The organism is Rossellomorea aquimaris (genome assembly GCF_020171925.1).
Classification (GTDB): Bacteria; Bacillota; Bacilli; order Bacillales; family Bacillaceae_B; genus Rossellomorea; species Rossellomorea aquimaris_F.
Genome location: NZ_JAIVAR010000001.1, coordinates 1,392,275 through 1,417,944, shown reverse-complemented (window position 1 = coordinate 1,417,944; position 25,670 = coordinate 1,392,275). Strand labels below are relative to the sequence as shown.

Here is a 25,670-nt window from a genome sequence, read left to right as displayed (position 1 = left end):
ATCAGTCAGGTGATATCTGCAAACTAAATTTCACAAAAGCCACCCAAGAAAAAAACTCCATTCCACAATAAAAAAATAAAGGGATTTGTAAATATTTGTCGTATATAGAAGTTAAGGAAAAAGAAAGGTGGTGCCACTACGATTTATCAATCGGTAGAAGCTCTATCAGAAATCATGCTTAAAGATGCAATTAGGGGTGATGCATCCGACATTCACTTTATCCCCAGACTCAATGATTACCACATCCAGTTCCGCAAAACGGGGGTGCTCTCCCCATTTCAATCAATTTCCCATGATCAAGGTGAAAGACTCATCGCCCATCTGAAATTCATGGCGCAGATGGATATCGGGGAAAAACGCAAACCTCAAAGCGGCTCCTTCAACACAACGATCAGTGACTCACCTGTGTCCCTTAGAATCTCCACCCTGCCGACCAATCATCTCAAAGAAAGTCTAGTCATCCGGATCCTTCCCCAGGAATTCCAAGTCCCACTCGAAAAAATGTCCCTTTATCCTTCTTCTGCAAGAAAACTTCTCGCCCTGCTTATGTATTCCCATGGACTCATCATTTTCACAGGCCCTACAGGCAGCGGAAAGACCACGACCTTATATTCGCTTGTCCATCATTGCTCTTCTGCTCTCAACCGCAATGTCATCACCTTGGAGGACCCCATTGAGAAAGACCACGAAGATATGGTTCAGATTCAAGTGAATGAAAAAGCCGGGATTACTTATTCCACGGGATTGAAAGCAATATTGAGGCATGACCCCGACATTATCATGGTTGGAGAGATCCGTGACCGGGAAACTGCTGAAACCGCGATCCGTGCGGCACTTACTGGCCACCTGGTTTTAACGACCTTACACACCAAAGATGCCAAAAGTGCGATTTACAGGCTGATGGAACTTGGCGTCCACTGGCATGATATTCAGCAGACTTTGATTGGGGTTTCAGCTCAAAGGCTGGTGAAGCTCAATTGTTCGGTTTGCGGGACTGTATGCAAGGCGGATTGTAAAGGCAGACACATGTTGAAAAGGACCTCGGTCTATGAAATTCTGACGGGGAGTGCCCTTAAGGAAGTGATAAGAGAAGCAAGGGGAGAAGATGCATATTATCAATATCCCACACTTCGAACACTGATCAACAAGGGGGTGGCATTGGGATTTGTTCCGAATTCTGAGTTCCACAAATGGATACATGAAGAAAATGGATGATCAAGGAAAGTTCCTGAAGAGGACAGGTGATCTCCTGGAGAAGGGATATACATTTTCAGAAGCAATTGATTTTCTTCTTGTTCCAGGGCAGAACGGCTCAGGTAAATTAAACAGGAGGATCACCAACTCTCTGCACAAGGGAGAATCACTCTCTTCGATATTTGACCGTCAATTCAACATGCCGAAGCAGGTATCAGCGCAGATATATTTTGCAGAGCACCATGGCGAGATGAGTTCCACCCTTAAAGAAGCCGGGGAGTATCTGCTGAAGATGAGTGAAGGTAGACAAAAATTACTGAAGGTCCTCCACTATCCTCTTTTTCTCGTCATGTTCGCGATTATGCTAATGATCCTTCTCCGAAGGGTCCTGTTCCCCCGCTTTCAATCGTTATATCAAACACTCGGTTATGACCAATCAGAAAGTTACAATTACCTCTTTTGGTTCATCGAAAGCTTTCCTTCGTATTTCCTGTGGTTCATCCTGATTGCGGCAATGACCATTCCATTCATCTATTTATCAAAAGATAAATTATTACAAGTAAAACACATCAAGTTCCTGACAAAGATTCCACTGCTTTCTTTTTTCATCAAACACGGGCAGACCCACTTTTTTGCGAGGGAACTAAGCTTTCTCCTTAAAAACGGCGTGTCGATCACTGAATCGTTGAAAATCATTGAGAAACAGACATACCGGCCTACCCTGCAATACATTTCAAGGAACCTGCTGAACGGGTTGAAGGAAGGCAGGCCGCTTTATGAATGCACCTCAAGGGTTTCCTTTTTTCAAGAAGAGTTGTCCTACGTTGTTTCCCACGGTCAAAAGAACGGGAGGCTTGCAGATGAATTGAAGATGTATAGTGAAATTTGCTTTTCAGAATTAGAAGAGAAGGGGAACGGGATGCTGAAGTACATCCAGCCGGCGATCTTCACGTTTGTCGGCTTGTTCATCATGGCCATTTACTTTTCCATCATGATGCCGCTGTTTCAAATGATGCAGGGCATTTAATCTGAATAAAAGGAGGATCTCTATGTTAAAGAATGAAAAAGGTTTTACCATGATTGAGATGATGATTGTGTTGTTGGTCATCTCTGTCCTGTTATTCGTTACGATCCCGAATGTTACAAGTCAGAGCAATAAGATCAATTCGAAAGGATGCGAAGCGTTCATCAATATGGTGGAAGGACAGGTAGAAGCGTACAAAATGGATAACGGCAGTGCCGTACCGGTCACGATGGCACTGCTCGTTTCAGATGAATATATTAGTGCGGAGCATCAAACATGCCCAAATGGACAATCATTGACCATCGATGCCGAGGGGAATGTGGATGTAGTTGCTGCAGAGTAAAGGGATTTCTCATCAAGGCGGTTACACATTCATTGAGATGCTCCTTGTATTATTGATCGTAACGGTCCTCTTGTCGTTTACTGCGTTCTCAACTGCACCATTGAAAGCTCATACTGAAAAAAACCATTTCATCTCTCAGCTCCAATCGGACTTGTACCTCATACAAAGCCAAAGCTTCTTTTCACAATCCTCAACGACCTTGCTGTTTTATCCTTATGCAAATAAATATGTAGCGAAAGATTACTTTGGGAATACGCTTGTTTCACGGACTCTTCCTCATGGCATCCACATTTCAGAGAACAACAATTTAGATGAAATCATTTTCAACCCATCGGGCAATACCAACCGGTTCGGTTCAGTGTATTTCAGTAATGGGGATACAACGATCAAATTATCATTTCAAATCGGACAGGGAAGATTTTATGTTCAAGAATTCTGACGGTTTTTCACTTATCGAAAGTTTGGTCGCGTTTAGCTGCTTCATGGTGATGCTTGCATTTTTCTTCCCCCTAAGCATCAGGATGATCACCACACTGGAAGCAAAACAGCAAAGGGTGGAAGCCATGAAGTTCCTTCAGGAAGGAATTGAGCATGCAGTCGTGACGGGTGACTATAAAAACAGTACAAGGATGTATAAGGGAGACCTTTACACGTTGAGTTGGAAAGAGAGCGATCATTCCATTGCTTGTGTCATGTTCAAAACGAAAGGAGGTACCAATGAAATATGCGTTTCTGAATAATAAGGGATTCACCCTGCTCGATGCCATGCTGTCCTTTCTCATCTTTTCTTTCCTATCATTAAGTATTCCACTCATCATCAAAGGACTTCACACCATCGAAAAGGAAAGTATCCCTCCGAGGTACTATGAATGGAATCTGTTCAGTGAGAGTCTAAGGATGGAAGTGTGGGGAGGAAGCGGATTTCTCTTTTCCAATGAAGGAATCACGTTTGAAAGCAATGGGAAGGTCATAACCTATGAGCGGTATCAAGATTCAATAAGGAGGAGGGTTGACGGACAAGGACATGAGGTAGTGCTTCAAGGGATCGATTCGTTTGAGTTTTCGGAGGTCCCGAAAGGAATCATGGTTTCCGTCGTTTTTAAGGAAGGGGAGAGTGTGGAGAGTGAATTTTATCATTACACAGACATTCAAACGGAAATACCTTAATAATAGAGGCTTCCTGCTTCCCTATTCAATGCTTTTGTTCATGATCGTCCTCACGGCAGCTGTATTGTCGTCCAGCCTTTTTCTGAGTAAATACCGTTATCTATCTAATATGGAAAAGGTATATGAAAGAAAACTGAGCATTGCCCATGGTGCACTCATTGGGATGGAACAACCTGCATCCTTCTCAGTCAGGCATAAAGGAGATTTCGGTGAAACAGAAGTAGTCAGTTCTTTTCTGAACGAACAAGAATTGCTGATGGAGATCACCTTTCAATCCAATGAGAAGGTTTTTAAGCCGGTCTCTGTTGTGTATAATAGGGAAACAAAACAAATAATAGATTGGAAGTAGTGTGCATGGCGATTTTTTTAATAGGTTTCATGGGAGTGGGGAAGACGACTGTAGGCAGGGAAATCGGGTTACTCCAGGATCTCCCCGTCATTGATATGGATCACTTCATAGAAGAGCAGGAAGGCCGAGCGATTAAGGAAATTTTTCGGGAAGAGGGCGAAGATTATTTCCGTACAATCGAAACACAGGCCTTGAAGGAACTGAAAAAGAAGGAAGCAGTGATCACAACAGGCGGAGGGGTCATTGAACGAATAGAGAACAGGGACATGCTTATGGAAAGCGGGAAGGTAATTCACCTTTACTGTTCATTCGAAGAATTGTGGGGGCGGTTAGAGGGAGACAGTGAACGGCCGCTCGTTCAGAAAAATTCCAGGGAGGAACTGCGCAATCTGTATAACCGCCGGATGCCCCTTTATAGAAGTGCCAGCCATTCAGAAATCGACACCACGGGTAAGTCGATTGAAGAAACGATAAACGAATTGAGGCACCTCGTTGGGTCATGATTAAATTTTGGCCGTGAGGATATAATGATAAAAGCGAAAGGTGGTGCCCCCTGTGTCTGTAAATGATTACGTTAAATTCATAACTCAAACGTTTGTACAGCATTATGAAAAACCATCGAATGAAAGAAAGTCCCTTAAACACAAAAGGAAAAGTGAGCGCCCCCCTTTTATGCTGCGCTGGTTTGGGATCCTTCCTTATGCTTTTATGGTCTTGTTTAAGAAGAATAAATAGAAACCGCCACTGCTTTTTTTGCAGGGCGGTTTCGTTTTTTAAACCTTACTGAGGCTGTTGCAGGTAAAAAATCCCCCCATTGATGATATCGATTGAAATCTTGGGTTCATATTGTTCCTTTAATGCCTGTTTTTCAAGTTCATAGGCTTCTGGCATCTCTTCATGATCACCGTAGAAGTGATCCAACAGCCGCAGGTCTTCATCCCACCTCTTCCTCGCCTCATCTGCCCAAGTGAACGACTCGGTTTGTACTCCCTGCATGAGGTGACTTTGAATGCGGTTGATCCCGCTTTTAGGTTTGATGATCGGTGTTAGTGTGAAAGAGAAGTCCGGAATTTTAGGCGTCAATTTCTTAGATAGTAAAAAGGAGTGAAAATCTTCTTTGATCTGTCCGTTGATTAAATTGAGACCGATGCTCTCTATGCTGTCTTTCTTCAAATTCGTCACGTGAGACAGTTTGATATTCAGTCCGAGCCAAGGATGAAGCGGTACTTGCTGTCCGCTGAAACCATTCCGTTCTTCATATAGTCGGATGTAGCCGGCAAGGTTCCTGGTTGAACGGAATATTTGATGCAGGCGTGGCGATCCAAAATGAATCAGTTCCCCCTTGAGGTCCTCCGGGGCTTTTTCCCCGTCTGTAATGAGTGATAGTGTCATCGGATTGGGCACACCACCTGTCTTCTCTAGGTAATGCCAGTAAAATGGCCTATTCATCAGTTCTTTATCGAGATCAATCGTCAATTGAACGGTCATATAACCTTCTCCGCTTGCAAGCAATTCACATCCGTTTGCAGTGAAGTATCGCTCAAGAAATCGATGAATTTCGTGTTGCTGCATTGGCTCTTTCCTCCTTTAGTTCTTCGGCAAATTGAATCATGCTTGTCAGGTTCTCCATCTTTATCTTTAATTCACCCTCGGATTTTGAAGTGGAAAGGATGTCAGTGACATGCTCTTCAAAATCAGCGAAATCAAGGCGCGTGAGGATCTCATCCAACTGCCCTATGACCCTTTCGAACAAGTTGATTTTTTCATAAAGTAACTTCAGGATATGTTCTTCGACCGTATCACGGGTGGCGAAATTGTAAATATGCACATCCTCTGTCTGCCCCAGACGATGGACGCGGCCGATTCTCTGTTCAAGTCGCATCGGGTTCCACGGTAGATCAAAATTGATAACATGGTGGCAGAATTGAAGATTGATCCCTTCGCCTCCCGCCTCTGTTGCTATCAAAACCTGGGCATGATTTTGGAAAAGCTGGCGCATCCAATCTTTTTTCCCCCGTTTAAATCCTCCCCTGAATGGAACCGATACGATGCCGTGCTGTTTCAAGAACCATTGCAGATATAATTGAGTCGCCCTGTATTCGGTAAAGATGATCACCTTATCATTTATTTGTTGAATCAGCTCCAACGTTTTTTGTGCCTTTGAATTGGTTGTTACATTCTCGACTTTTTTCATCAGAGTGCCAATCGTATTCTCAAATGCTTGAGAAGGGTGTTCTTTTTTCTCAATCATGTTTTTCAATGTATAAAAAACGGACTCCCTGCTGCTGCAAGCTTCCCGCTGCAGTGTGAGAAGTGAAAAGGCACTTGAGCTCGATGAGTCATCATAGCTCCCCCTCAGCATATTAATGCTGTTGTATAGGTCTCGTTCCTGTTCATTGAAATCAATGAGTATCGTTTTAACATGACGTTTTGTCCATTCAATGCCTGTATCGCTTCTCCTATTCCGGATCATAACTTTATTGATTAGGTGATTTAAATGTTCATCATCCTGGACGGTACGATCCCCTTGTTTATATCGATCTGCAAAACCGGATTCGTTTCCTAAATGACCAGGCTTCAGTAGTGAAACAAGGTGGAAGATTTCTTCTACCTTATTTTGGATAGGAGTCGCAGTCAGCAGTAAACAGAACTTCTTTTTCAAGTTCTGGACAAACTCATAGTTTTTGGTTTTATGATTTTTCAGTTTGTGAGCTTCATCGATGATGACGAGATCATAGTCCTGCTCATACACTTTTTCCCTGTGGGGACTGCGTTTAGCAGTGTCCATGGAAGATACGACAATATCACACTGGTCCCACACATAACTTTTTCGCTGCGGGACGGCTGGAATAAAGAACTTGCTGTTTAATTCATATGCCCATTGTGAGACCAGTGAAGCGGGGACCAGGATCAATACCTTTTTCACTAATCCCCTTATCATGTATTCCTTCAGTACCAGACCTGCTTCAATTGTTTTTCCAAGTCCCACTTCGTCTGCAAGAATCGCTTTGCCATTCATCGTTTCCACAACTTGTCTGGCTGCTTCTAACTGGTGGGGGAGAGGAGTTACATTTGCCAAATGTTTTGGTGCTTGCAGGCCTTCAAAGTTCGGAATTGCGAGGTGCCTCTCACATTCGACTGCAAGCTTATAAAGCTCCCAATTACCCCAGGGACCGTCATTGTTGATCAGTGTCTCAAGACCTTCGCCCCACTCCTCATTAAATAGAACATCAACATTCATGCGAAAAACATCTCCTTAATGATCGAAAAATGATTGCTCAAAACTTATATTTGATGGTAGGATGAGAATAGATAACCTAATGTTTTGAAAACTGTAATAATCCGAACATTCACATCGATAACATTTCTACTGTATATACTTCTAGTATGACCAAATGTTGCATGGAATATTGGCGAATGATAGCAAGGGGAGAGACTGTGCCGAACAGCGCCGAAGGAGCAAACATCTTACATGTGAATCTCTCAGGCAAAAAGACTCTTGTTGGACGCAACTCTGGAGAGTGTTTCCGTATGGAAACCACCAAAGGGGAAAGCCGGTTTGTCGGTAAACTTTCAGGTGAAAAGGACAGAGAAACTTCTTTTATATAAAAGGGGTTTCTCTGTCCTTTTTCTTGCGGTCCCATGCACGAAGAATCGGTATGGAGATCTGCAGGGTGTTTTGGAACCAGAAGGCAGCAGAAGAAATACTTGATGAAATTAAGGGGGAATTCCAATGGCAGATTTAAAGCAGACACCTCTATATGAAGTGTACAAAGAATATGGAGGGAAAACGATCGACTTCGGAGGCTGGGCTTTACCGGTTCAATTCTCAAGTATTAAAGAAGAACATGAAGCCGTCAGGACCCGTGCTGGTCTTTTTGATGTTTCACATATGGGGGAAATTGAAGTGAAGGGTGAAGGCGCCCTCGAATACTTACAAAAAATGATGACCAATGATGTGTCCAAAATAAAGGACGGCGGTGCCCAATATACGGCAATGTGCTATGAAGATGGCGGGACCGTGGACGATCTTCTCGTTTATAAAATCAAAGACCATGATTATTTACTGGTCGTCAATGCAGCCAATATCGATAAGGACTATGAATGGTTGAAACAGCACCAGACTGATGGTGTTGAACTGAATAATATCTCTGAACACATGGCTCAGCTTGCATTGCAGGGCCCGCTCGCCCAGGATGTTTTGCAGAAGCTTACGAACAATCATTCATTAACGGATATCGGGTTCTTTAAGTTCCAATCCGAAGTGAGCATCAACGGCCGTCGTGCCCTTGTTTCCCGTACTGGATATACAGGTGAAGACGGTTTCGAAATTTACTGTGACGCTAGTGATGCAGTAGCTATCTGGAAGGATATCCTGGATGCAGGAGAAGCAGAAGGTGTTCTTCCGTGTGGATTGGGTTCCAGGGATACCCTTCGTTTCGAAGCGAATCTTGCGTTATATGGTCAGGAGCTCTCGAAGGATATTACGCCGATCGAAGCAGGCATCGGATTTGCAGTAAAGGTGAATAAAGAGATCCCTTTTAACGGGCAAGAGGTATTGAAGAAGCAGAAAGAAGAAGGTGCTTCAAGGAAACTCGTTGGCATTGAAATGATTGATCGGGGGATTCCTCGCCATGGCTATAAAGTATTCTCCGGCGAAGAAGTAATCGGTCATGTGACAACCGGTACTCAATCTCCTACCTTAAAGAAGAACATCGGCCTTGCGCTGCTGTCGAAGGAATTCACTTCAGTGGATGCAGAAGTCCAGGTGGAAATCAGAGGGAAGAAGTTACAGGCAAAAGTAGTTCCAACACCATTTTATAAGAGAACGAAATAATAGGGGGGCATTTCGGTCATGAAGCATCGTTATTTACCGATGACAGAGCAAGATCAGCGGGAAATGTTAGACAGCATTGGAGTTAATAGCATCGACGATTTATTTGAGGATATCCCTGAGAAGGTCCGCTTCAAAGGTGAATACAAGATCAAACCTGCAAAATCAGAAACAGGATTGGTGAAAGAACTGACAAAAATGGCTGCAAAGAATGCGGACCTAAAAAGTCATACATCCTTTCTTGGGGCTGGCGTTTATGATCACTATGCACCGATCATCGTAGACCACGTCCTGTCAAGAAGTGAATTCTATACAGCTTACACACCTTATCAGCCTGAAATCTCGCAAGGGGAACTGCAAGCGATATTTGAATTCCAGACGATGATCTGCGAGCTGACTGGTATGGATGTGGCGAACTCTTCCATGTACGACGGAGGTACGGCTCTTGCCGAAGCAGCGATGTTGAGTGCAGGTCAGACGAAGCGCAAGAAGGTGCTTGTCTCAAGTACCGTCCATCCTGAATCCCGTGATGTGTTAAGGACTTATGCAAATGGACAATACATCGATGTTGTGGAAATTCCGCATAACAACGGTGTTACGGATGTCGAAGAATTAAAGAAATTGATGGGCAGCGATATTGCAGCCGTGATTGTCCAGTATCCTAACTTCTTCGGAAGAGTGGAGGAGTTAAAAGCGATTGAAGAAGTGGCGCATAGCGAGAAGGCCATGTTTGTTGTCTCCTCGAATCCCCTTGCTCTCGGCGCACTGACACCTCCCGGGAAACTTGGTGCTGACATCGTGGTCGGGGATGCACAGCCGTTCGGGATCCCGAGTGCTTTTGGTGGACCTCACTGCGGGTATTTCGCAGTAAGTAAGAAGTTAATGCGGAAAGTTCCGGGGCGCCTTGTTGGTCAAACGGTCGATGAAGAAGGGCAAAGAGGATTTGTCTTGACGCTTCAGGCTCGCGAGCAGCATATCCGTCGTGATAAAGCGACTTCCAATATTTGTTCGAATCAGGCATTGAATGCCCTTGCAGCATCTGTTGCCATGACGGCCCTCGGTAAGCAGGGTGTGAAAGAGATGGCGATCCAAAACATCCAAAAGGCCCATTATGCGAAAGAAGCAATCAAAAACAAAGGATTTGAAATTGTATTCGAAGGTCCTTCATTCAATGAATTTGTTGTTAAAGTGAATGCTCCTGTCAGAGAAATAAACCAAAAGCTCCTGCAGAAAGAAATGATAGGTGGATATGACCTCGGCCTTGTCGATGAGAACCTTAAGAATCATATGTTGGTGGCCGTAACAGAACTTCGCAGCAAAGAAGAAATCGATGCATTTGCACAGGAATTGGGGGATTGTCATGAATAACAAACAAGATCAGCCTCTTATCTTTGAATTATCGAAAGAAGGACGTGTCGGATACAGTCTTCCTGAATTGGATGTACCTGAGGTCGATGTTGCAGAATTGATCCCTTCTGATTATATCCGAACAGAAGAACCTCATTTACCGGAGGTTTCTGAACTTGATATCATGCGTCACTATACAGCATTGTCCAAACGGAATCATGGTGTGGATTCAGGGTTCTATCCACTTGGATCATGTACGATGAAGTACAATCCGAAGATCAATGAAAATGTCGCCAGGTTGAATGGTTTTGCCCATATCAATCCTCTTCAGGAGCCTGAAAGCGTACAGGGTGCACTTGAATTGATGTATGATCTTCAGGAACATCTGAAAGAAATCACCGGCATGGATGAAGTGACCCTTCAACCGGCTGCAGGTGCACATGGTGAGTGGACCGGCCTGATGATGATCCGGGCTTACCATGAAGCGAATGGTGATACAAAACGTACGAAAGTCATCGTCCCGGATTCCGCTCACGGAACGAATCCTGCAAGTGCGACTGTTGCTGGATTTGAAACTGTAACCGTTAAGTCTGATGATAACGGACTCGTGGACCTTGAAGACTTGAAGCGTGTTGTTGGGGAAGATACAGCAGCATTGATGCTCACCAACCCAAATACGTTAGGGTTATTTGAAGAAAACATCCTTGAGATGGCTTCGATCATTCACGAAGCTGGCGGAAAGCTTTATTACGATGGTGCAAACCTGAACGCCGTATTATCCAAGGCAAGGCCAGGGGATATGGGCTTCGACGTCGTTCACTTGAATCTCCACAAAACCTTTACGGGGCCGCACGGTGGGGGAGGACCAGGAAGTGGTCCTGTCGGAGTGAAGGAAGATTTGATCCGTTATCTTCCTAAGCCTGTACTTGTGAAAAACGGCGATCAATTCGAATTCGACTATAATCGCCCGGATTCCATCGGTCGTGTGAAACCTTATTACGGTAACTTCGGTATCAATGTACGTGCCTACACATATATCCGTTCCATGGGTCCGGATGGCTTAAAGGCTGTAACTGAAAATGCCGTACTCAATGCGAACTATATGATGAGAAGATTGGCACCTCATTTCGATCTGCCTTATGATCGTCACTGCAAACATGAATTCGTCATCAGCGGGAAGCGCCAGAAGAAGCTCGGCGTCCGTACACTTGATATTGCGAAGAGGCTGCTTGACTTCGGTTACCATCCGCCAACCATCTACTTCCCGTTGAACGTAGAGGAATGCATGATGATCGAGCCTACTGAAACAGAGTCGAAAGAAACATTGGATTCATTCATTGAAGCGATGATTCAAATCGCAAAAGAAGCAGAAGAAACACCAGAGATCGTCCAGGAGGCACCACACACAACCGTGATCAAGCGCATGGACGAAACCCTGGCAGCAAGAAAACCGATTCTCCGCTACACTCCAGAGGTTCAGTAACGCATTAAAGCGATGAGGGACGTACCTTGAAATGAATAGAAAAAGGATTGCCGTCAAGGCAATCCTTTTTGCTTATTTATTGGCCTTTTTTTATAGGGGGTTGTCCACCCGGGCTGGGAACCTTCGTCAAGTTCCCAGCCTAGGTTCAATAACCCGGTTAAAAGGACTATTTTTTATGTTTGATCTTACCTGTCCATTTTTTGAATCCGCCCTGAAGGTGGTGAAGGTTACGGTAGCCTTTGCGGTGAAGCATCTGGGCTGCGCGCGCACTTCTCATCCCGCTTTGACAATACAGGTATACAGGCTGATCGTTGCGGATTTCTTTTTGTCTCATCTTCATTTGTGATAGAGGAATATTACGGGCGCCAAGGATATGACCGTTGTCAAATTCGTTGGCTTCCCTTACATCGATGAGCTGGGCTTTACGGTAACCAGCTTTGAACTCTTCCTCGGTCAGCGTGTTGACCACTCTTTTTTGATTAAAGTACGTGAATAAGGAATACGCAATGATCCCTCCAAGTACCACTAACAAAATATACAAACCATCCATCTTGCTTTCATGCTCCTTTCTGCAAATGCACTAACTACTATTATATTCATGATTACCGATAGAATCAAAAGAAATTTCCCGTATGATGACATCATCTGAAAGGGGGAGTGGGATCGGTGACTGTCCCGTAGATGACTGATTACATCTCACATAGCGTGTTTCCCCCAAGTATGCAAAGACTTTCCAATCTGTTTTTCTTTGTTTTTTTAAGGGGATTTGATAGACTAGTAACGGATTCAATACATAATGATCAAATGAGGTATGTATATGACGAAAGAAACATGGAGATTCATTGATTCCGGTAATTGTTCACCATCCTATAATATGGCACTCGATGAAGCGTTGCTTGATTGGCACAGTGAGGGGAAAATTCCTCCAACCATCCGTTTTTATGGCTGGGATCCGGCTACTTTGTCGGTCGGCTATTTTCAAAAAGTGGAAAAAGAAATCAACATGGATGCCGTCAAGGAACATGGACTTGGCTTTGTAAGGAGACCCACTGGTGGTAGGGGTGTCCTTCATGATAAGGAACTCACATACAGCGTCATCGTATCCGAAGAACATCCCGAGATGCCAAAGACTGTCACCGAAGCATACAGGGTCATCTCAGAGGGGATCCTAAAGGGATTTCAGGGCCTTGGACTGGAAGCTTACTTTGCTGTCCCTAGAACAGCGGAGGAACGGGAAGGGTTGAAAAATCCGCGTTCCGCTGTATGCTTCGATGCACCCAGCTGGTATGAGTTGGTGGTGGAAGGAAGGAAAGTGGCCGGAAGTGCACAGACACGTCAAAAAGGGGTCATCCTTCAGCACGGTTCCATCCTTCTGGATTTAGATGAAGATATGTTGTTCAGTCTCTTTAAGTATCCATCCGAAAGAGTAAAGGAGCGTATGCAAAAAGCGTTCAAAAATAAAGCGGTGGCCATGAATGAGATCTCGTCTAAGCGAATCACGATGGACATGGCGAAAGAAGCTTTCAAGAAAGGCTTTGAAGATGGGCTGGATATTCACCTTGAACCATATGAACTTTCGGAAGAAGAAACACAATATGTAGAACAGCTGGCTAAAACACGATATGAATCAGATGAATGGAACTTTAAACGATAGAAAATTTTTGTTTGGAAAAAAGCGATGCGTGTCGCTTTTTTCCTATTTTACCAACTATTTCTGAGAGCGGGAGATTTTCAACTCTCAAATTAATAGATTTCCGTGTGAAATAGGAATATTATCTATTGGATTCTCCTGTTTTCTATTATTTTCTGCCTATTAAGCGTTTGACAAACAACTGAAAACTTGACCTCAACACAATATATGGTGTGTCGAAAAATATATTATACACCATATATTGTGTTTATTTATTGATTTTAGAATTGGCCTGTGATAACGTATTAATTGTTAAAGTAATGATTTAAAGATGATAGATGAAATATTTAAGGTAGAAGGAGCTGTCAATATGACTGTTGCGTCGAAGAATACAATGAAATTGAACAAAGAAAGATTGAATCAGGATATCGGATTGTTCCCCCAAGTGCATCCCATCACCCCGGAAATGAAAACCACTCATAAAGGTGTGTCCCGCCTGGTAATGATCGACCGCTATTCTTTCAAAGACACTGAGAAGATCACCCTAACAGCTGGCGACTTCGTCGTATTGACGATCAAGGAAGATCCAAAGTTTCCTGCAAGGGGGCTTGGATATATAACGAGCATCGATTGGGAAAGCAAAAAAGCGGATGTATGGATCGAAGAGGAATACAGAAGTGCAATCGATAAACCACATGAGATCGAAACGGGTATCGTGACGCGTACACTCGATGTGATTGAAAAACCTTTGGAAGTGTACTATGAACAAATCGCAAGGCGTAACGCAACAGGCTTGGCAGAAGTGGAAAATACCCCTGAAAAGAAACAAGAATGGTTTGAGAAGTTCTATCATGAGCTCGTCAACCTGCATTTCGTACCTGCAGGCCGTGTGTTATATGGAGCTGGTGCAGGCACTGATGTAACGTACTTCAACTGTTATGTAATGCCATTCGTACAGGATTCGCGCGAAGGGATTTCAGAGCACCGCAAGCAGGTCATGGAAATCATGAGCCGCGGTGGCGGTGTAGGGACGAACGGTTCCACCTTGCGTCCACGTAACACCCTCGCCAAAGGTGTAAATGGCAAATCTTCCGGTTCGGTTTCATGGCTTGATGATATCGCGAAGCTGACTCATCTTGTCGAACAGGGAGGTTCAAGACGAGGTGCCCAAATGATCATGCTTTCCGACTGGCATCCTGATATCATTGAATTCATTATTTCGAAGATGCAGAATCCCCGCATTCTCCGTTACCTGCTCGAGAATACCGAGGATGAAACGATTAAGAAAGCTGCAGAAGATAAATTGAAGTTCACTCCGCTCACGGAGCAAGAAGAAGCGATGTACCAAGGAATCCTTAACTACAGGCAAATCCCTGGTTACGGTGGATTCGATGAAAAGATCTTGAAATCAGCAGAGGAAAAATTAAGGACGGGTGGTACCTACAGTGTACATAACCCTGAATTCCTAACAGGAGCAAATATTTCTGTCTGCCTGACAAGTGATTTCATGGAAGCAGTGGAAAAGGATGAAGAATACGAGCTGCGCTTCCCGGATGTAGAAAGCTATGACAAGGATCAGATGCACTTCTATAATGAAGAGTGGCATAACATTGGTGATGTACGAGAATGGGAAAAGCTTGGATATAAAGTAAGGACATACAGGAAAGTAAAGGCGAAAGAGCTTTGGAACCTGATCAATGTATGTGCCACTTACTCGGCGGAACCAGGTATCTTCTTCATTGATAATGCAAATGACATGACTAATGCAAAGGCATATGGTCAAAAAGTGGTGGCGACCAACCCATGTGGGGAACAACCACTTGCCCCTTATTCAGTGTGTAATCTGGCAGCGGTCAATCTTGCGCAATTTGCGGACAAGGATTCAAAGACGGTCGATTTCGAGAAATTGAAGAAAACGGTTGAAGTTGGCGTCCGTATGCAGGATAACGTCATCGATGCAACACCTTACTTCCTTGAAGAAAATAAAAAGCAGGCGTTGGGTGAACGACGCGTCGGCCTAGGTGTAATGGGGCTTGCTGACTTGTTGATCTACTGTGAGAAGGAGTATGGCTCAGAGGAAGGCAATAAGCTTGTCGATGAAGTGTTTGAGGTGATTGCGACGACCGCATATCGTGCTTCTGTCGAATTGTCCAAGGAGAAAGGAAGCTTCCCGTTCCTGACAGGGGAAACAGAAAAAGAGACTATGAGGCTTCGTAAGGCATTCGTTGAGACTGGCTTCATGAGAAAAATGCCTGAGGACGTACGGAATGACATTATAGACCATGGTATCCGAAACTCTCATCTCCTGACGGTTGCGCCTACAGGGTCTACCGGTACAATGGTGGGGGTATCAACGGGGCTGGAACCGTATTTTTCATTCACTTATTACAGAAGTGGACGTCTTGGCAAGTTCATTGAAGTGAAAGCAGATATTGTGGAAGACTACTTAAAACGCAATCCTGAAACAGATCCGGATGCACTTCCAGATTGGTTCGTTTCATCAATGAACCTTGCTCCGGAAGCTCATGCCGATGTGCAATGCGTCATCCAGAACTGGATCGACAGCTCCATCTCCAAAACGGTGAACGCCCCTCGCGGCTACACAGTGTCAGAAGTGGAAAAGGTGTACGAACGCTTGTACAAAGGCGGAGCCAAAGGTGGCACGGTCTATGTCGATGGAAGCCGCGATTCACAGGTGCTCACACTGAAAGCGGAAGAGAACAGCTTTGACGATGAAGCGGAGCAAGAGGAAGTAAAGACAGAAAAAAAACCGATTGTATTGCTTGATACGATCCAGGATGTACGCTCGACCGATGTAACAATCGGATCTGAGGTAGGAAATACATGTCCCGTCTGCCGTAAAGGAACGGTTAAAGACATGGGCGGCTGCAACACTTGTACAAATTGCGGTGCTCAGCTGAAATGCGGACTATAATTCTTTTTTGGTAGGAAGAGGACTCTTGTCCTCTTCTTTTTTTGCATTCTTATAAGTTTAAGCCCCGACTTCCATCGCTGACGTCTCCCTGGATAGGCACAGTATTTTTTGTTCTAAATCCCCATTAATTAAATTAAAGATGTATAAACAGCTTTGAAGGAGTGGAGCCTGTGGACATCGATGGAGTATTTTCTGGCGGAGGAGTTAGGGGGCTCGCCTTGATAGGTGCCTACCAGGCGATCGAAGAAAAAGGTTTACGCTTCAAAAGAGTGGCCGGGACTAGTGCAGGTGCCATAGTGGCGGCATTTGTCGCAGCGGGATACACTAGCGGCGAGTTAAAGGATATAATGGAAGAAATGGATCTTGGACATTTATTGGACTCGAATGCCGTCCTTCCGATCCCCTTCTTAAAATGGTTTCGAATCTATTATCGCTTGGGTTTATACAAAGGAGCGGCACTTGAGAGGTGGATTGAGCAAAAGCTTAAAGCAAGGGGAATTTATACATTTGCAGATCTCCCTGATAAGTCCTTGAGGGTAATTGCTTCGGATATCTCCAATGGGAGACTCCTTGTATTACCTGACGACCTGGAGAAATACGGGGTCCCCCCGGAGACATTCCCTGTTGCACGAGCGATTAGAATGAGTGCAAGCCTTCCTTATTTTTTTGAGCCTGTTAAACTCCGTTCGTTGGAGGGGACCAGTTTACTGGTGGACGGTGGTGTCCTCAGTAATTTTCCGATGTGGCTGTTCGACCGGGAAAATGTGAAAAAAGTACGGCCGGTGATCGGTGTGAAATTGAGTCATGATTTCATGGAGCGGCCGAAAAATAAAATCAACAATGCCATTGAACTATACAGTGCACTATTTCAGACCATGAAAGATGCGCATGATGCGAGATATATATCAAGGAAGCATGAGAAGAATATCATTTTCATCCCTACCAAAGGGGTTTTGACGACTGAATTTGAACTTTCTGATGATAGTAAGGAAGAGTTGTTTCAGATGGGGAAGCACCAGGGGGAACAGTTTCTGAAGAAGTGGACGTATTAATAGATAAAAAACAATCGGACTCTCATCAAAAAGAAGCCCGATTGTTTTTTTTATTCTTTTTTCCTTCAATGACCGTAAGATTTGCACTCGATTTACTACGGTTGGTCCGTTTCTTGGTCAATGGTGAAACAGAAGGTTTATTTGCCTTGCCTGCCGATCGTTTCTTCAGCCTTTTCTTTGATTGTTTGGCTGCTTTAAGAAACGCTCTTTGTTCGTTGCTTCCAGTACCACGTTTTTGGCTGAACCATTTCCGATAAATAAAATAGATGACACCAACGACGGCTGCTGTTACAAGTAGCTTACGGAGAAGTCCCAGGGGATTTGTCATTAGCCAAGATCCCAATCCAATGACCGCTAAGATGATTAAGGTATATATCATGATATTACGAGCGTTCAACAAAGCCACCTCCTTACGAATTCGGTCCTTATATCATTATTTTAGACAATTAATTTGGATTTTAATCGTTCTTTTGGGTGCAATTTCCCTTTTATGATACCAAGGGAAGAGGGGAAATACTTTTAAAGCTTCATCTTCATCTTCATATGGGAAGTTACGACCTTCCCATACTCTACATTTTACTAAAAATTCTTAAAAAGAACCAGACTGGTGAACTGAAATGTTATGACCGACCAATTGTTGAAGAAAAAGGGAGTTTATGCAAAAGTTTTTTATGGAATGGGACATACTATGAGCGGAGGTGTTCAAAGATGTCCGAAGATAACAAACAAAGTGAGAAGGATATTAAAGGAGACCAATCAAACCCGAGCCTTGAGCAGAACCAAAGCGAAAAGCCGATGTCTTTCATTGCAATCGTCGTGTTGACGGGGTTTATTGGTGGCCTTCTGTGGAGTGCAGTTGCGTACCTTTCGTATTATTTTTCCTTCACAAAGATCGAACCGAATATCGTCTTCGAACCGTGGGCGGTCGGAGATTGGAAAGAACAGTGGATAGGAATCATTCTCTCGATCGTGGCTTATGGGATCATTTCTATCGGGGTGGCACTCGTTTACTATGGACTGCTTAGGAAATTCAAATCAATGTGGGTGGGTGCAGGGTATGGCATTGTCTTGTTTTTTGCTGTATTTCTGATATTGAAACCTTTATTTCCAAGCATGAAGTCCCTGACGGCCACTGATTACCATACATTGATCACCACTTTCTGCATCTATATCCTATATGGTGTCTTCATTGGCTACTCGATCTCGTATGAAGAGAATGAGCTGAGACATCAGGAAATGAAGGAAAAGTCAGGCGAAGTAGTGCAGTGACCTCCCTGTTATCAGATAATTTAGTAGTTATGCACAAAAGGTTTATGTTAGAATGTTCATGTTGAACATTCTATTTTTTTAGGGGTTAATCATGAAAAAGATATTATTGCTAAACGGCCCGAATCTTAATAGGTTAGGAAAGCGTGAACCTGAAATCTATGGTCACACGACCCTTCAGCAGCTTGAGGCGGGGCTGAAGGAACAGGCGGAAGCGTACGGCTATCAGCTGGTATGTGCTCAGTCAAATCATGAGGGAGAGCTGATTGACTATATCCACAGTGCTGAAGATGAAGGGTATGGAGGGATCATACTGAACCCGGGGGCATTCACCCATTATTCATATGCACTGAGAGATGGGGTTGCTTCTGTGACGCTGCCTGTCATCGAAGTTCACATTTCCAATATCCATAAGCGGGAGAGTTTCAGGCATCACTCCGTCATTGCGGCGGTAACGACCGGACAGATTGTCGGTTTAGGACTTTATGGTTATGAATTAGCCTTGAATGCAATTATTAATCACATAAAAGGGAGAGTGTAAGGGGATGAAAATTGAACGACTGCGAAACGCGTTTTCTGAAAGCGGAATAGACGGGATTTTGATCACAAGTACATACAACAGACGTTACATGACGAACTTCACGGGTTCTTCAGGGGTGGTCTTGATATCGGCTGACAAAGCATTATTCATAACGGATTTCCGATATACAGAACAAGCGGCGGAACAAGCTTCCGATTATGAGATTGTTCAGCATAAAGGCCCGATCCAGGAGGAAGTGGCCAAACAAGCCGCTGCGCTGGGGATCAAGAAGCTTGGATTTGAAAAGGATTATATGACATATAGTGCGTTTGAAAGATATCAAAAGCTTTTGGAAGCGGAATTGGTGCCTGTGTCCGGTGTTATTGAAAAGTTACGCTTGATTAAGACTCCTGAAGAGCTTAAGATAATTAAGGACGCGGCAGACATAGCGGATGCGGCATTCAAGCACATATTAGATTTTATCAAGCCGGGTGTGACAGAGCTTGAAGTTTCAAATGAATTGGAATTCTTCATGAGAAAAGCAGGTGCAACTTCTTCATCATTTGATACCATCGTGGCATCAGGGACCCGCTCTGCACTGCCTCATGGAGTGGCAAGCGATAAAGTCATCGAAAAAGGTGATTTTGTTACATTGGATTATGGTGCATACTATAAAGGATATTGTTCTGATATGACTCGTACATTATCTGTTGGGGAGCCAAGTGAAAAGCTGAAGGAGATTTATGATGTTGTCCTTCAATCACAGCTCCTTGCCATGGAAAAAATCAAGCCTGGGATGACAGGGAAAGAAGCAGATGCGATTGCTCGCGATTACATAACAGATAAAGGTTATGGTGAGTGCTTCGGACATACATTAGGACATGGAATCGGTCTTGAAGTTCATGAAGGACCGGGACTTTCTACACGTTCTGATGTAGTACTCGAGCCTGGTATGATTGTAACGGTTGAACCGGGAGTGTATGTACCTGGGGTAGGCGGTGTGCGTATTGAAGACGATACACTCATCACCGAGGATTCCAACGAAACATTGACACACTCAACTAAAGATCTAATCATTCTACCATTTTAGTCCTTGTAAGAGGTCTAATTGACAATAGGAGGAACAAACATGATTTCAGTAAATGATTTTCGTACAGGTTTAACAATCGAAGTGGATAATGGAATTTGGAGAGTTATGGACTTCCAACATGTAAAGCCTGGAAAAGGGGCAGCATTTGTCCGCTCTAAACTTCGTAATCTTCGCACAGGTGCCGTGCAGGAAAAAACGTTCCGCGCAGGTGAAAAAGTGGCGAAAGCTCAGATTGATAATCGCAGAATGCAATACCTGTATGCGAATGGAGACATGCACGTATTCATGGATAATGAGAGCTATGAGCAAATTGAACTACCAGCAGCATCAATCGAGTATGAATTGAAGTTCCTAAAAGAAAACATGGAAGTCCAAATCATGATGTATGAAGGTGAGACGCTTGGAGTTGAGCTTCCGAATACGGTTGAGTTGACTGTAACGGAAACGGAGCCTGGCATCAAAGGAGATACAGCTTCCGGTGGGTCTAAACCGGCTACGGTTGAAACAGGGTTAGTCGTAAACGTACCATTCTTCGTGAACGAAGGGGACGTACTCGTCATCAACACAACTGACGGGACATACGTGTCACGCGGGTAATCACATACGAAAGAACCACCTCAAAGCCTGGACAGGTCAAACTGTCCAGGCTTTTTTTGTTCACTTGATTCTTTATCACGTTAATGTGACGAGGGACGTACCTTCTGAATTCTGTGTCATATTATCCTGTCAGAAGAATACATTGTATTATCTGGAGGCTTGTACGTGAGTCGTGAGTTAAAGCGGCAAGTCCGGTGGAATCAGAAGAGGAGGTACTCTTATGCAAGAAGTTCTAGCCCTGCTACCCAGCTCTATATCTGAAAGAATCCTTTCACTTCCACAAAACATCCTGGATCTTACCGAGGAAATAAGAATCCGGACGAACCGGATACTGGAAGTCACGGCAAGGGGGATTCCTCATTTCCTCCCATATACGGTTACACAGGAAGACTGTGAACAGCTCATCAATAAATTATCTCACCATTCCTTTTATACCCTTGAAGAAGAACTGAGGAGAGGATACATCACGATCGATGGGGGACATAGGGTGGGGCTGGCCGGAAAAGTCATTTTAGAGAAGGGATCGGTCAAGGGGATCCGTCATCTGGCCTCCTTTAACATTCGTGTTGCGAGGCAGAAGATCGGGATCGCCGAGCCACTCATACCCTACCTATTCGATGGAAGCTGGAAACATACGATGATCATCGGTTCGCCTCAAACCGGTAAGACGACCCTCCTCAGAGACTTGGCGAGAATCATTTCATCAGGCATACCGGAGAAGGGGGTCCCTCCCTTCAAGGTTGGGATTGTTGATGAACGCTCCGAGATTGCAGGCTGCGTGAATGGGATCCCGCAACTGTTATTCGGTCCACGGGTGGATGTGCTCGATGCCTGTCCTAAAGCGGAAGGGATGATGATGCTCATCCGGTCGATGAGTCCCGATGTCTTGATTGTAGATGAAATAGGACGTGCGGAAGACGGCCAGGCCATTCAGGAAGCAGTGAACGCAGGCATTGCCCTGATCATGACCACTCACGGAGCAACCTTGAAAGAGGTGACGAAGAGACCGGTCATCAGTGAAGTCATCGGATTGCGGAGCATTGAGAGGTACATTGAATTAAAGAGGGGAACAGACCCTGGACAAGTGTCGGAAGTGTGGAATGACCGTGGAGAATCTTTAATGAATAAAGTGGGTGTGAGGTAAATGATTAAAATCTTGGGTGCCGTCTTCATTCTTCTCTCTACTTCATGGGCTGGCTTTGAAGTATCCAAGTATCTGACGGAAAGACCGAGGCAGCTTCGGATGCTCAAAGTGGCCCTTCAGTCCCTTGAAGCTGAAATAACATACAGTCACACTCCCCTCCATGAGGCGACAAGGAAAATCTCGAAACAACTTCAAAAGCCTGTCTCTTGGTTCTTTGAGAACTTCTCGAAAAAACTGACAGAGAAGGAAATCTCGGTGAAACAAGCGTGGGAAGAAAGCTTAGATGAAGTATGGAAATTAACCGCGTTTAAGTCAGGGGAATTTGAGATATTAAAACAATTTGGTGAAAACCTCGGTAAACATGATCTGTTCACACAACAAAAACATATTCATCTTGCCTTGAAACACTTGGATCGGGAAGAGATAGAGGCAGTCGAGAAACAAAGGAAGTATGAAAAAATGACAAAAAGCCTCGGTTTTTTATCAGGCCTTCTCCTCATCATCCTCTTGCTTTAAGGCGGAAGAGAAGAATCCACGAACGGTGCGGCCACAGCGCGATTGATTTAACAAATCAGGAGGGAAATATTATGGGAATCGATGTAGATATCATATTTAAAATTGCTGGGGTGGGGATCGTTGTCGCCTTCTTGCACACCATCTTGGATCAGGTGGGGAAAAAAGAGTACGCACAATGGGTTACACTGTTCGGCTTCATCTATATTCTCTTCATGGTTGCATCAATCGTGGATGATCTGTTCCAAAAAATCAAATCAGTGTTCCTATTTCAAAGTTAAAGGGGGAGTCAGCGATTGAAATCATACAAATTGTCGGCATCGCCCTCGTATCCACGTTTCTGGCTTTAATCGTAAAAGAACAGAAACCGAACTTTGCTTTTTTGCTCATCGTCTTTGTTGGATGTTCCATCTTTCTATACTTGATCGACCAGATCTACACCATCATTCATATGCTTGAGAAGCTTGCGGCCAATGCAAATGTGAACCTCGTATATGTTGAAACGATATTGAAAATCATCGGCATCGCCTACATAGCGGAATTCGCGTCTCACATTACGAAAGATGCCGGTCAGGGGGCGATTGCTGCAAAGGTGGAACTTGCGGGGAAAATCTTGATACTGGCCATGGCGGTACCGATCTTGACTGTAATCATTGAAACAATCATCAATATGATTCCGTCGGGGTAAGAGAGGATGAAGAGGTGGGAATATTGCAGCAATTATACCGAATACTCGTCGTAGCACTATTATTCTTTTTCATTGGAGCCTCTATAGGACAAGCAGAAGGCAGTGAACAACAGGCAGACAAGGGACTGCAGCAAAAGGTGCTGGACAGCCAGCTAGAGGACTTGGGGATCGATGAATTGAAACAATTCTGGACAAGCATCGTCGATCAATATGGAGGGTATCTTCCAGAGAGCCAAAAGGGGAGCTTGGTGGATTTCATACAAGGGGAAAAGGAATTCTCGATGAAAGCCTGGTTCAGTGGGGTGTTGAGGTTTGCCTTTCAAGAGCTGGTCATGAACGGAAAGCTATTGGGGACGTTGATATTGCTGACGATCTTGAGCATGTTCCTTCAATCTCTCCAAAATGCATTTGAAAGTGGAAATGTAAGCAAGGTCGCATATGGGATCATCTTTATGGTATTGATCATCATTGCGTTAAACAGCTTTCATGTTGCCATTGATTATACGCAGGAAGCAATTTCGACGATGATCAATTTCATCATCGCCTTGATTCCTTTGCTGCTCGCCTTGATCGCGGCATCGGGAGGAATTGTATCCGCCGCATTTTTTCATCCGGTCATCCTGTTTTTGATGAATACGAGCGGCTTATTGATACAAAATGTCGTTTTGCCGCTATTGTTCCTATCAGCTTTGTTAAGCATCGTAAGCACACTGTCCCCGCATTATAAAGTAACCCAGCTTGCCAATTTACTTAGAACCTGGAGCATCGGGCTTCTCGGCGTTTTCATGACCGTATTCCTTGGAGTGATTTCCGTCCAGGGTGCAACCGCTGCCGTGACGGATGGCATCACAATCCGTACCGCCAAATTCATCACCGGGAATTTTGTCCCTGTCATCGGTCGGATGTTCACCGATGCCACCGATACAGTCATCAGTGCTTCAGTCCTATTAAAGAATACGGTGGGGATTGCGGGGGTGGCCATCGTGTTGATCATCGCCGCCTTCCCGGCCATCAAGATCCTGATGATCGCGTTCATTTACAAGCTGGCCGCCGCTCTTCTTCAACCGCTTGGGGGAGGTCCTGTGATTGAATGCCTCGATACGATTTCAAAAAGTGTCATCTACGTATTCGCGGCACTTGCGATTGTATCCTTCATGTTCTTCTTAAGCATCACCGTCATCATTGCGGCCGGAAATATTACCATGATGGTTCGATAAAGGAGGAGATACAATGTCATTCCTGACTGAATGGATTACGAATATCATCGTATTTGTACTGTTGGCGACCGTCATTGACATGCTCCTCCCCAGTTCGAATATGCAAAAATATGTGAAGATCGTGACGGGATTATTATTGATCACCATCATTCTCACGCCTTTATTAAAGTTGATGACTTCCGATGTCGACGCAATTGTGGACTCTTTCCACCTGAAGGGATCTTCGCAAGATCATTCTGTAGAAAATTTAATCGAAATGAAGAAAAAAGAAATACAAGCCTCACAACGTGCATATATTTTAGAACAGATGGCTGTCCAAATGAAACAACAAGTTGAAAAGGAGTTGATGGATGAACACGGAAAAGTCATTGAAGAAGTGGTAGTAAAAGCAGATGATTTGGAAAACATCCCAGATAGTATCACAGAAGTGACGGTGTACCTCTCTTCAGCTAAAGAGGGGCAAGCGATTGAAGCCGTCAGGAATGTGGAGATCGATACGGGAGAAAAGACACTCGTCAAAAAGACAGATCATAACGGATCCCAGATGGCCTCCTTGTTAGCGAAAGAATGGAACCTTTCACCCGAAAAAATAATCATAGCCGAGGGAGGGGCGGGAAGCGAAAATGAACTTTAGTAAAGGACCCGTAAATCTCATAAAAGAATGGTTGTCGAAAGAAAATGCACAATCACCTCCTGAAAACAAGAAAGGAAAGAAATTTCAGTACTTTCTGATTGTCCTGCTGCTTGGGGTCGCTTTCATGCTGATCAGTGATCTCTGGAAAAGTGAACCAAGTGTCGCGGTTAACGGGGATGTCACTCCGGAGGATAAAGAAGGTGTCGCTGCATTCGGAACGAATAACAAAAAAGACACATCGATGCGTGGTTATGAGGATCAATATGAAAATCAGCTGAAGGAAGCGCTTGACCAGATTGTCGGCGTCAGTGATGCACTCGTTGTCGTAAATGTAGAAGCGACCGAACAAAAGGTGTATACAAAGAATGAAAAAAACCAGTCCCAAAGCACCACTGAAGAAGATAAACAGGGTGGGAAACGCTCGATCGAAGAAAAAACGAGCGAAAACGAGATCCTGATCATCCGGGATGGTGATAAGGAAGTACCTGTCATCAGTGAAACCAGAAAACCTAAAGTCAGCGGAGTCCTTGTGGTAGCAAAGGGTGCCGATAACATACAAATCAAAAAATGGATACTGGAAGCTGTTACCCGCGTCCTGGACGTACCGGTTCATCGGGTATCGGTTCTACCTAAAGATTAAGGG

The 25,670-nt window shown here is 44.3% G+C and carries 30 protein-coding genes and 1 riboswitch; of the genes, 26 read left to right on the top strand and 4 right to left on the bottom strand.

Annotation, left to right across the window (positions count from 1 at the left end; genetic code table 11):
* The first annotated feature begins 174 nt into the window (after positions 1–174).
* The 9 genes from comGA to LCM10_RS07365 are packed head-to-tail and all read left to right on the top strand — an operon-like array spanning position 175 to position 4,812.
* On the top strand, positions 175–1,215 hold the full coding sequence (gene comGA / locus LCM10_RS07405; RefSeq protein ID WP_224875496.1) for a competence type IV pilus ATPase ComGA: 1,041 nt from the start codon (positions 175–177) through the stop codon (positions 1,213–1,215).
* The gene (gene comGB, locus LCM10_RS07400) at positions 1,166–2,221 is read left to right on the top strand and encodes a competence type IV pilus assembly protein ComGB (RefSeq protein WP_224875495.1); all 1,056 of its coding nucleotides are present in this window, start codon (positions 1,166–1,168) and stop codon (positions 2,219–2,221) included. Before comGA ends, comGB begins: the two co-directional genes overlap by 50 nt.
* 1 nt (position 2,222) lies before the next feature.
* Positions 2,223–2,561 (top strand): competence type IV pilus major pilin ComGC, encoded by a 339-nt coding sequence (comGC, locus tag LCM10_RS07395; RefSeq protein WP_224875658.1) that lies wholly within the window; start codon positions 2,223–2,225, stop codon positions 2,559–2,561.
* Positions 2,548–3,000 carry a competence type IV pilus minor pilin ComGD gene (gene comGD / locus LCM10_RS07390; RefSeq protein WP_224875494.1) on the top strand — a complete coding sequence of 151 codons (453 nt, stop codon included), beginning with the start codon at positions 2,548–2,550 and terminating at the stop codon, positions 2,998–3,000. Before comGC ends, comGD begins: the two co-directional genes overlap by 14 nt.
* Entirely contained in the window at positions 2,984–3,301 is a 318-nt protein-coding gene (locus LCM10_RS07385; protein WP_224875493.1) for a prepilin-type N-terminal cleavage/methylation domain-containing protein, read from the top strand. Before comGD ends, LCM10_RS07385 begins: the two co-directional genes overlap by 17 nt.
* The gene (comGF, locus tag LCM10_RS07380) at positions 3,279–3,728 is read left to right on the top strand and encodes a competence type IV pilus minor pilin ComGF (RefSeq protein WP_224875492.1); all 450 of its coding nucleotides are present in this window, start codon (positions 3,279–3,281) and stop codon (positions 3,726–3,728) included. The genes LCM10_RS07385 and comGF overlap by 23 nt, the downstream gene beginning before the upstream one ends.
* The gene (locus tag LCM10_RS07375; protein WP_224875491.1) at positions 3,685–4,077 is read left to right on the top strand and encodes a hypothetical protein; all 393 of its coding nucleotides are present in this window, start codon (positions 3,685–3,687) and stop codon (positions 4,075–4,077) included. The genes comGF and LCM10_RS07375 overlap by 44 nt, the downstream gene beginning before the upstream one ends.
* A gap of 5 nt (positions 4,078–4,082) precedes the next feature.
* On the top strand, positions 4,083–4,580 hold the full coding sequence (locus tag LCM10_RS07370; RefSeq protein WP_224875490.1) for a shikimate kinase: 498 nt from the start codon (positions 4,083–4,085) through the stop codon (positions 4,578–4,580).
* A gap of 40 nt (positions 4,581–4,620) precedes the next feature.
* Complete coding sequence (locus LCM10_RS07365; RefSeq protein ID WP_318247476.1) at positions 4,621–4,812, top strand: YqzE family protein; 192 nt, start codon at positions 4,621–4,623, stop codon at positions 4,810–4,812.
* A gap of 45 nt (positions 4,813–4,857) precedes the next feature.
* On the opposite strand, the gene LCM10_RS07360 is transcribed toward LCM10_RS07365, so the two are convergent.
* Both LCM10_RS07360 and LCM10_RS07355 read right to left on the bottom strand, forming a co-directional pair.
* Positions 4,858–5,649: a YqhG family protein gene (locus tag LCM10_RS07360; RefSeq protein ID WP_224875488.1), complete on the bottom strand. Its 792-nt coding sequence runs from the start codon at positions 5,647–5,649 to the stop codon at positions 4,858–4,860.
* Complete coding sequence (locus LCM10_RS07355; RefSeq protein WP_224875487.1) at positions 5,618–7,318, bottom strand: DEAD/DEAH box helicase; 1,701 nt, start codon at positions 7,316–7,318, stop codon at positions 5,618–5,620. Before LCM10_RS07355 ends, LCM10_RS07360 begins: the two co-directional genes overlap by 32 nt.
* Positions 7,319–7,494: 176 nt before the next feature.
* A riboswitch (glycine riboswitch) is annotated at positions 7,495–7,586 on the top strand.
* Between the two features lie 224 nt (positions 7,587–7,810).
* Here LCM10_RS07355 and gcvT point away from each other — a divergent pair.
* The 3 genes from gcvT to gcvPB are packed head-to-tail and all read left to right on the top strand — an operon-like array spanning position 7,811 to position 11,741.
* Positions 7,811–8,914, top strand: a complete 1,104-nt coding sequence (gcvT, locus tag LCM10_RS07350) for a glycine cleavage system aminomethyltransferase GcvT (RefSeq protein ID WP_224875486.1) — start codon at positions 7,811–7,813, stop codon at positions 8,912–8,914.
* Positions 8,915–8,932: 18 nt separating this feature from the next.
* Entirely contained in the window at positions 8,933–10,279 is a 1,347-nt protein-coding gene (gene gcvPA / locus LCM10_RS07345; RefSeq protein WP_224875485.1) for an aminomethyl-transferring glycine dehydrogenase subunit GcvPA, read from the top strand.
* On the top strand, positions 10,272–11,741 hold the full coding sequence (gene gcvPB, locus LCM10_RS07340) for an aminomethyl-transferring glycine dehydrogenase subunit GcvPB (protein WP_224875484.1): 1,470 nt from the start codon (positions 10,272–10,274) through the stop codon (positions 11,739–11,741). Before gcvPA ends, gcvPB begins: the two co-directional genes overlap by 8 nt.
* Positions 11,742–11,907: 166 nt before the next feature.
* Here gcvPB and LCM10_RS07335 read toward each other — a convergent pair whose 3' ends face one another.
* Positions 11,908–12,291 carry a rhodanese-like domain-containing protein gene (locus tag LCM10_RS07335; RefSeq protein ID WP_224875483.1) on the bottom strand — a complete coding sequence of 128 codons (384 nt, stop codon included), beginning with the start codon at positions 12,289–12,291 and terminating at the stop codon, positions 11,908–11,910.
* Positions 12,292–12,558: 267 nt separating this feature from the next.
* Between LCM10_RS07335 and LCM10_RS07330 the strand changes: the two genes are divergently transcribed.
* From LCM10_RS07330 to LCM10_RS07320, 3 genes are all read left to right on the top strand, one after another.
* Positions 12,559–13,395 (top strand): biotin/lipoate A/B protein ligase family protein, encoded by an 837-nt coding sequence (locus tag LCM10_RS07330; RefSeq protein ID WP_224875482.1) that lies wholly within the window; start codon positions 12,559–12,561, stop codon positions 13,393–13,395.
* 346 nt (positions 13,396–13,741) lie between these two features.
* On the top strand, positions 13,742–16,306 hold the full coding sequence (locus LCM10_RS07325) for a vitamin B12-dependent ribonucleotide reductase (protein WP_224875481.1): 2,565 nt from the start codon (positions 13,742–13,744) through the stop codon (positions 16,304–16,306).
* Positions 16,307–16,476: 170 nt separating this feature from the next.
* Entirely contained in the window at positions 16,477–17,358 is an 882-nt protein-coding gene (locus LCM10_RS07320) for a patatin-like phospholipase family protein (RefSeq protein ID WP_224875480.1), read from the top strand.
* A gap of 25 nt (positions 17,359–17,383) precedes the next feature.
* On the opposite strand, the gene LCM10_RS07315 is transcribed toward LCM10_RS07320, so the two are convergent.
* Positions 17,384–17,764 carry an SA1362 family protein gene (locus tag LCM10_RS07315; protein WP_224875479.1) on the bottom strand — a complete coding sequence of 127 codons (381 nt, stop codon included), beginning with the start codon at positions 17,762–17,764 and terminating at the stop codon, positions 17,384–17,386.
* Between the two features lie 302 nt (positions 17,765–18,066).
* On the opposite strand from LCM10_RS07315, the gene LCM10_RS07310 reads away from it, so the two are divergent.
* From LCM10_RS07310 to spoIIIAG, 11 genes are all read left to right on the top strand, one after another.
* Positions 18,067–18,627, top strand: a complete 561-nt coding sequence (locus LCM10_RS07310) for a YqhR family membrane protein (protein ID WP_224875478.1) — start codon at positions 18,067–18,069, stop codon at positions 18,625–18,627.
* A gap of 91 nt (positions 18,628–18,718) precedes the next feature.
* Positions 18,719–19,165: a type II 3-dehydroquinate dehydratase gene (gene aroQ / locus LCM10_RS07305; RefSeq protein ID WP_224875477.1), complete on the top strand. Its 447-nt coding sequence runs from the start codon at positions 18,719–18,721 to the stop codon at positions 19,163–19,165.
* A 4-nt stretch (positions 19,166–19,169) separates the two neighbouring features.
* Entirely contained in the window at positions 19,170–20,234 is a 1,065-nt protein-coding gene (locus tag LCM10_RS07300; RefSeq protein ID WP_224875476.1) for a M24 family metallopeptidase, read from the top strand.
* 39 nt (positions 20,235–20,273) lie between these two features.
* Positions 20,274–20,831, top strand: a complete 558-nt coding sequence (gene efp / locus LCM10_RS07295; protein ID WP_224875475.1) for an elongation factor P — start codon at positions 20,274–20,276, stop codon at positions 20,829–20,831.
* Positions 20,832–21,051: 220 nt separating this feature from the next.
* Complete coding sequence (gene spoIIIAA, locus LCM10_RS07290) at positions 21,052–21,975, top strand: stage III sporulation protein AA (protein WP_224875474.1); 924 nt, start codon at positions 21,052–21,054, stop codon at positions 21,973–21,975.
* Positions 21,976–22,491: a stage III sporulation protein SpoIIIAB gene (gene spoIIIAB / locus LCM10_RS07285; RefSeq protein ID WP_224875473.1), complete on the top strand. Its 516-nt coding sequence runs from the start codon at positions 21,976–21,978 to the stop codon at positions 22,489–22,491.
* A 71-nt stretch (positions 22,492–22,562) separates the two neighbouring features.
* Positions 22,563–22,769, top strand: coding sequence for a stage III sporulation protein AC (spoIIIAC, locus tag LCM10_RS07280; protein ID WP_224875472.1), 207 nt, complete (start codon positions 22,563–22,565; stop codon positions 22,767–22,769).
* A gap of 14 nt (positions 22,770–22,783) precedes the next feature.
* Entirely contained in the window at positions 22,784–23,176 is a 393-nt protein-coding gene (gene spoIIIAD, locus LCM10_RS07275) for a stage III sporulation protein AD (protein ID WP_224875657.1), read from the top strand.
* Positions 23,177–23,199: 23 nt separating this feature from the next.
* Entirely contained in the window at positions 23,200–24,393 is a 1,194-nt protein-coding gene (gene spoIIIAE / locus LCM10_RS07270) for a stage III sporulation protein AE (RefSeq protein WP_263621381.1), read from the top strand.
* 13 nt (positions 24,394–24,406) lie between these two features.
* Entirely contained in the window at positions 24,407–25,027 is a 621-nt protein-coding gene (gene spoIIIAF, locus LCM10_RS07265) for a stage III sporulation protein AF (protein WP_224875471.1), read from the top strand.
* Complete coding sequence (spoIIIAG, locus tag LCM10_RS07260) at positions 25,017–25,667, top strand: stage III sporulation protein AG (RefSeq protein ID WP_224875470.1); 651 nt, start codon at positions 25,017–25,019, stop codon at positions 25,665–25,667. Before spoIIIAF ends, spoIIIAG begins: the two co-directional genes overlap by 11 nt.
* The last annotated feature ends 3 nt before the right edge of the window (positions 25,668–25,670 follow it).

Excerpts from the sequence above, each read along its gene's own strand:
- aroQ (WP_224875477.1), top strand. The coding sequence starts at position 18,719 with ATGAAAAAGATATTATTGCTAAACGGCCCGAATCTTAATAGGTTAGGA.
- gcvPB (WP_224875484.1), top strand. The coding sequence starts at position 10,272 with ATGAATAACAAACAAGATCAGCCTCTTATCTTTGAATTATCGAAAGAA.
- LCM10_RS07355 (WP_224875487.1), bottom strand. The coding sequence starts at position 7,318 with ATGAATGTTGATGTTCTATTTAATGAGGAGTGGGGCGAAGGTCTTGAG.
- LCM10_RS07360 (WP_224875488.1), bottom strand. The coding sequence starts at position 5,649 with ATGCAGCAACACGAAATTCATCGATTTCTTGAGCGATACTTCACTGCA.
- spoIIIAG (WP_224875470.1), top strand. The coding sequence starts at position 25,017 with ATGAACTTTAGTAAAGGACCCGTAAATCTCATAAAAGAATGGTTGTCG.
- efp (WP_224875475.1), top strand. The coding sequence starts at position 20,274 with ATGATTTCAGTAAATGATTTTCGTACAGGTTTAACAATCGAAGTGGAT.
- LCM10_RS07385 (WP_224875493.1), top strand. The coding sequence starts at position 2,984 with ATGTTCAAGAATTCTGACGGTTTTTCACTTATCGAAAGTTTGGTCGCG.
- spoIIIAC (WP_224875472.1), top strand. The coding sequence starts at position 22,563 with ATGGGAATCGATGTAGATATCATATTTAAAATTGCTGGGGTGGGGATC.
- gcvT (WP_224875486.1), top strand. The coding sequence starts at position 7,811 with ATGGCAGATTTAAAGCAGACACCTCTATATGAAGTGTACAAAGAATAT.
- comGA (WP_224875496.1), top strand. The coding sequence starts at position 175 with ATGCTTAAAGATGCAATTAGGGGTGATGCATCCGACATTCACTTTATC.
- LCM10_RS07335 (WP_224875483.1), bottom strand. The coding sequence starts at position 12,291 with ATGGATGGTTTGTATATTTTGTTAGTGGTACTTGGAGGGATCATTGCG.
- LCM10_RS07300 (WP_224875476.1), top strand. The coding sequence starts at position 19,170 with ATGAAAATTGAACGACTGCGAAACGCGTTTTCTGAAAGCGGAATAGAC.
- spoIIIAF (WP_224875471.1), top strand. The coding sequence starts at position 24,407 with ATGTCATTCCTGACTGAATGGATTACGAATATCATCGTATTTGTACTG.
- LCM10_RS07330 (WP_224875482.1), top strand. The coding sequence starts at position 12,559 with ATGACGAAAGAAACATGGAGATTCATTGATTCCGGTAATTGTTCACCA.
- LCM10_RS07370 (WP_224875490.1), top strand. The coding sequence starts at position 4,083 with ATGGCGATTTTTTTAATAGGTTTCATGGGAGTGGGGAAGACGACTGTA.
- comGF (WP_224875492.1), top strand. The coding sequence starts at position 3,279 with ATGAAATATGCGTTTCTGAATAATAAGGGATTCACCCTGCTCGATGCC.
- spoIIIAB (WP_224875473.1), top strand. The coding sequence starts at position 21,976 with ATGATTAAAATCTTGGGTGCCGTCTTCATTCTTCTCTCTACTTCATGG.
- gcvPA (WP_224875485.1), top strand. The coding sequence starts at position 8,933 with ATGAAGCATCGTTATTTACCGATGACAGAGCAAGATCAGCGGGAAATG.
- LCM10_RS07325 (WP_224875481.1), top strand. The coding sequence starts at position 13,742 with ATGACTGTTGCGTCGAAGAATACAATGAAATTGAACAAAGAAAGATTG.
- spoIIIAA (WP_224875474.1), top strand. The coding sequence starts at position 21,052 with ATGCAAGAAGTTCTAGCCCTGCTACCCAGCTCTATATCTGAAAGAATC.
- LCM10_RS07310 (WP_224875478.1), top strand. The coding sequence starts at position 18,067 with ATGTCCGAAGATAACAAACAAAGTGAGAAGGATATTAAAGGAGACCAA.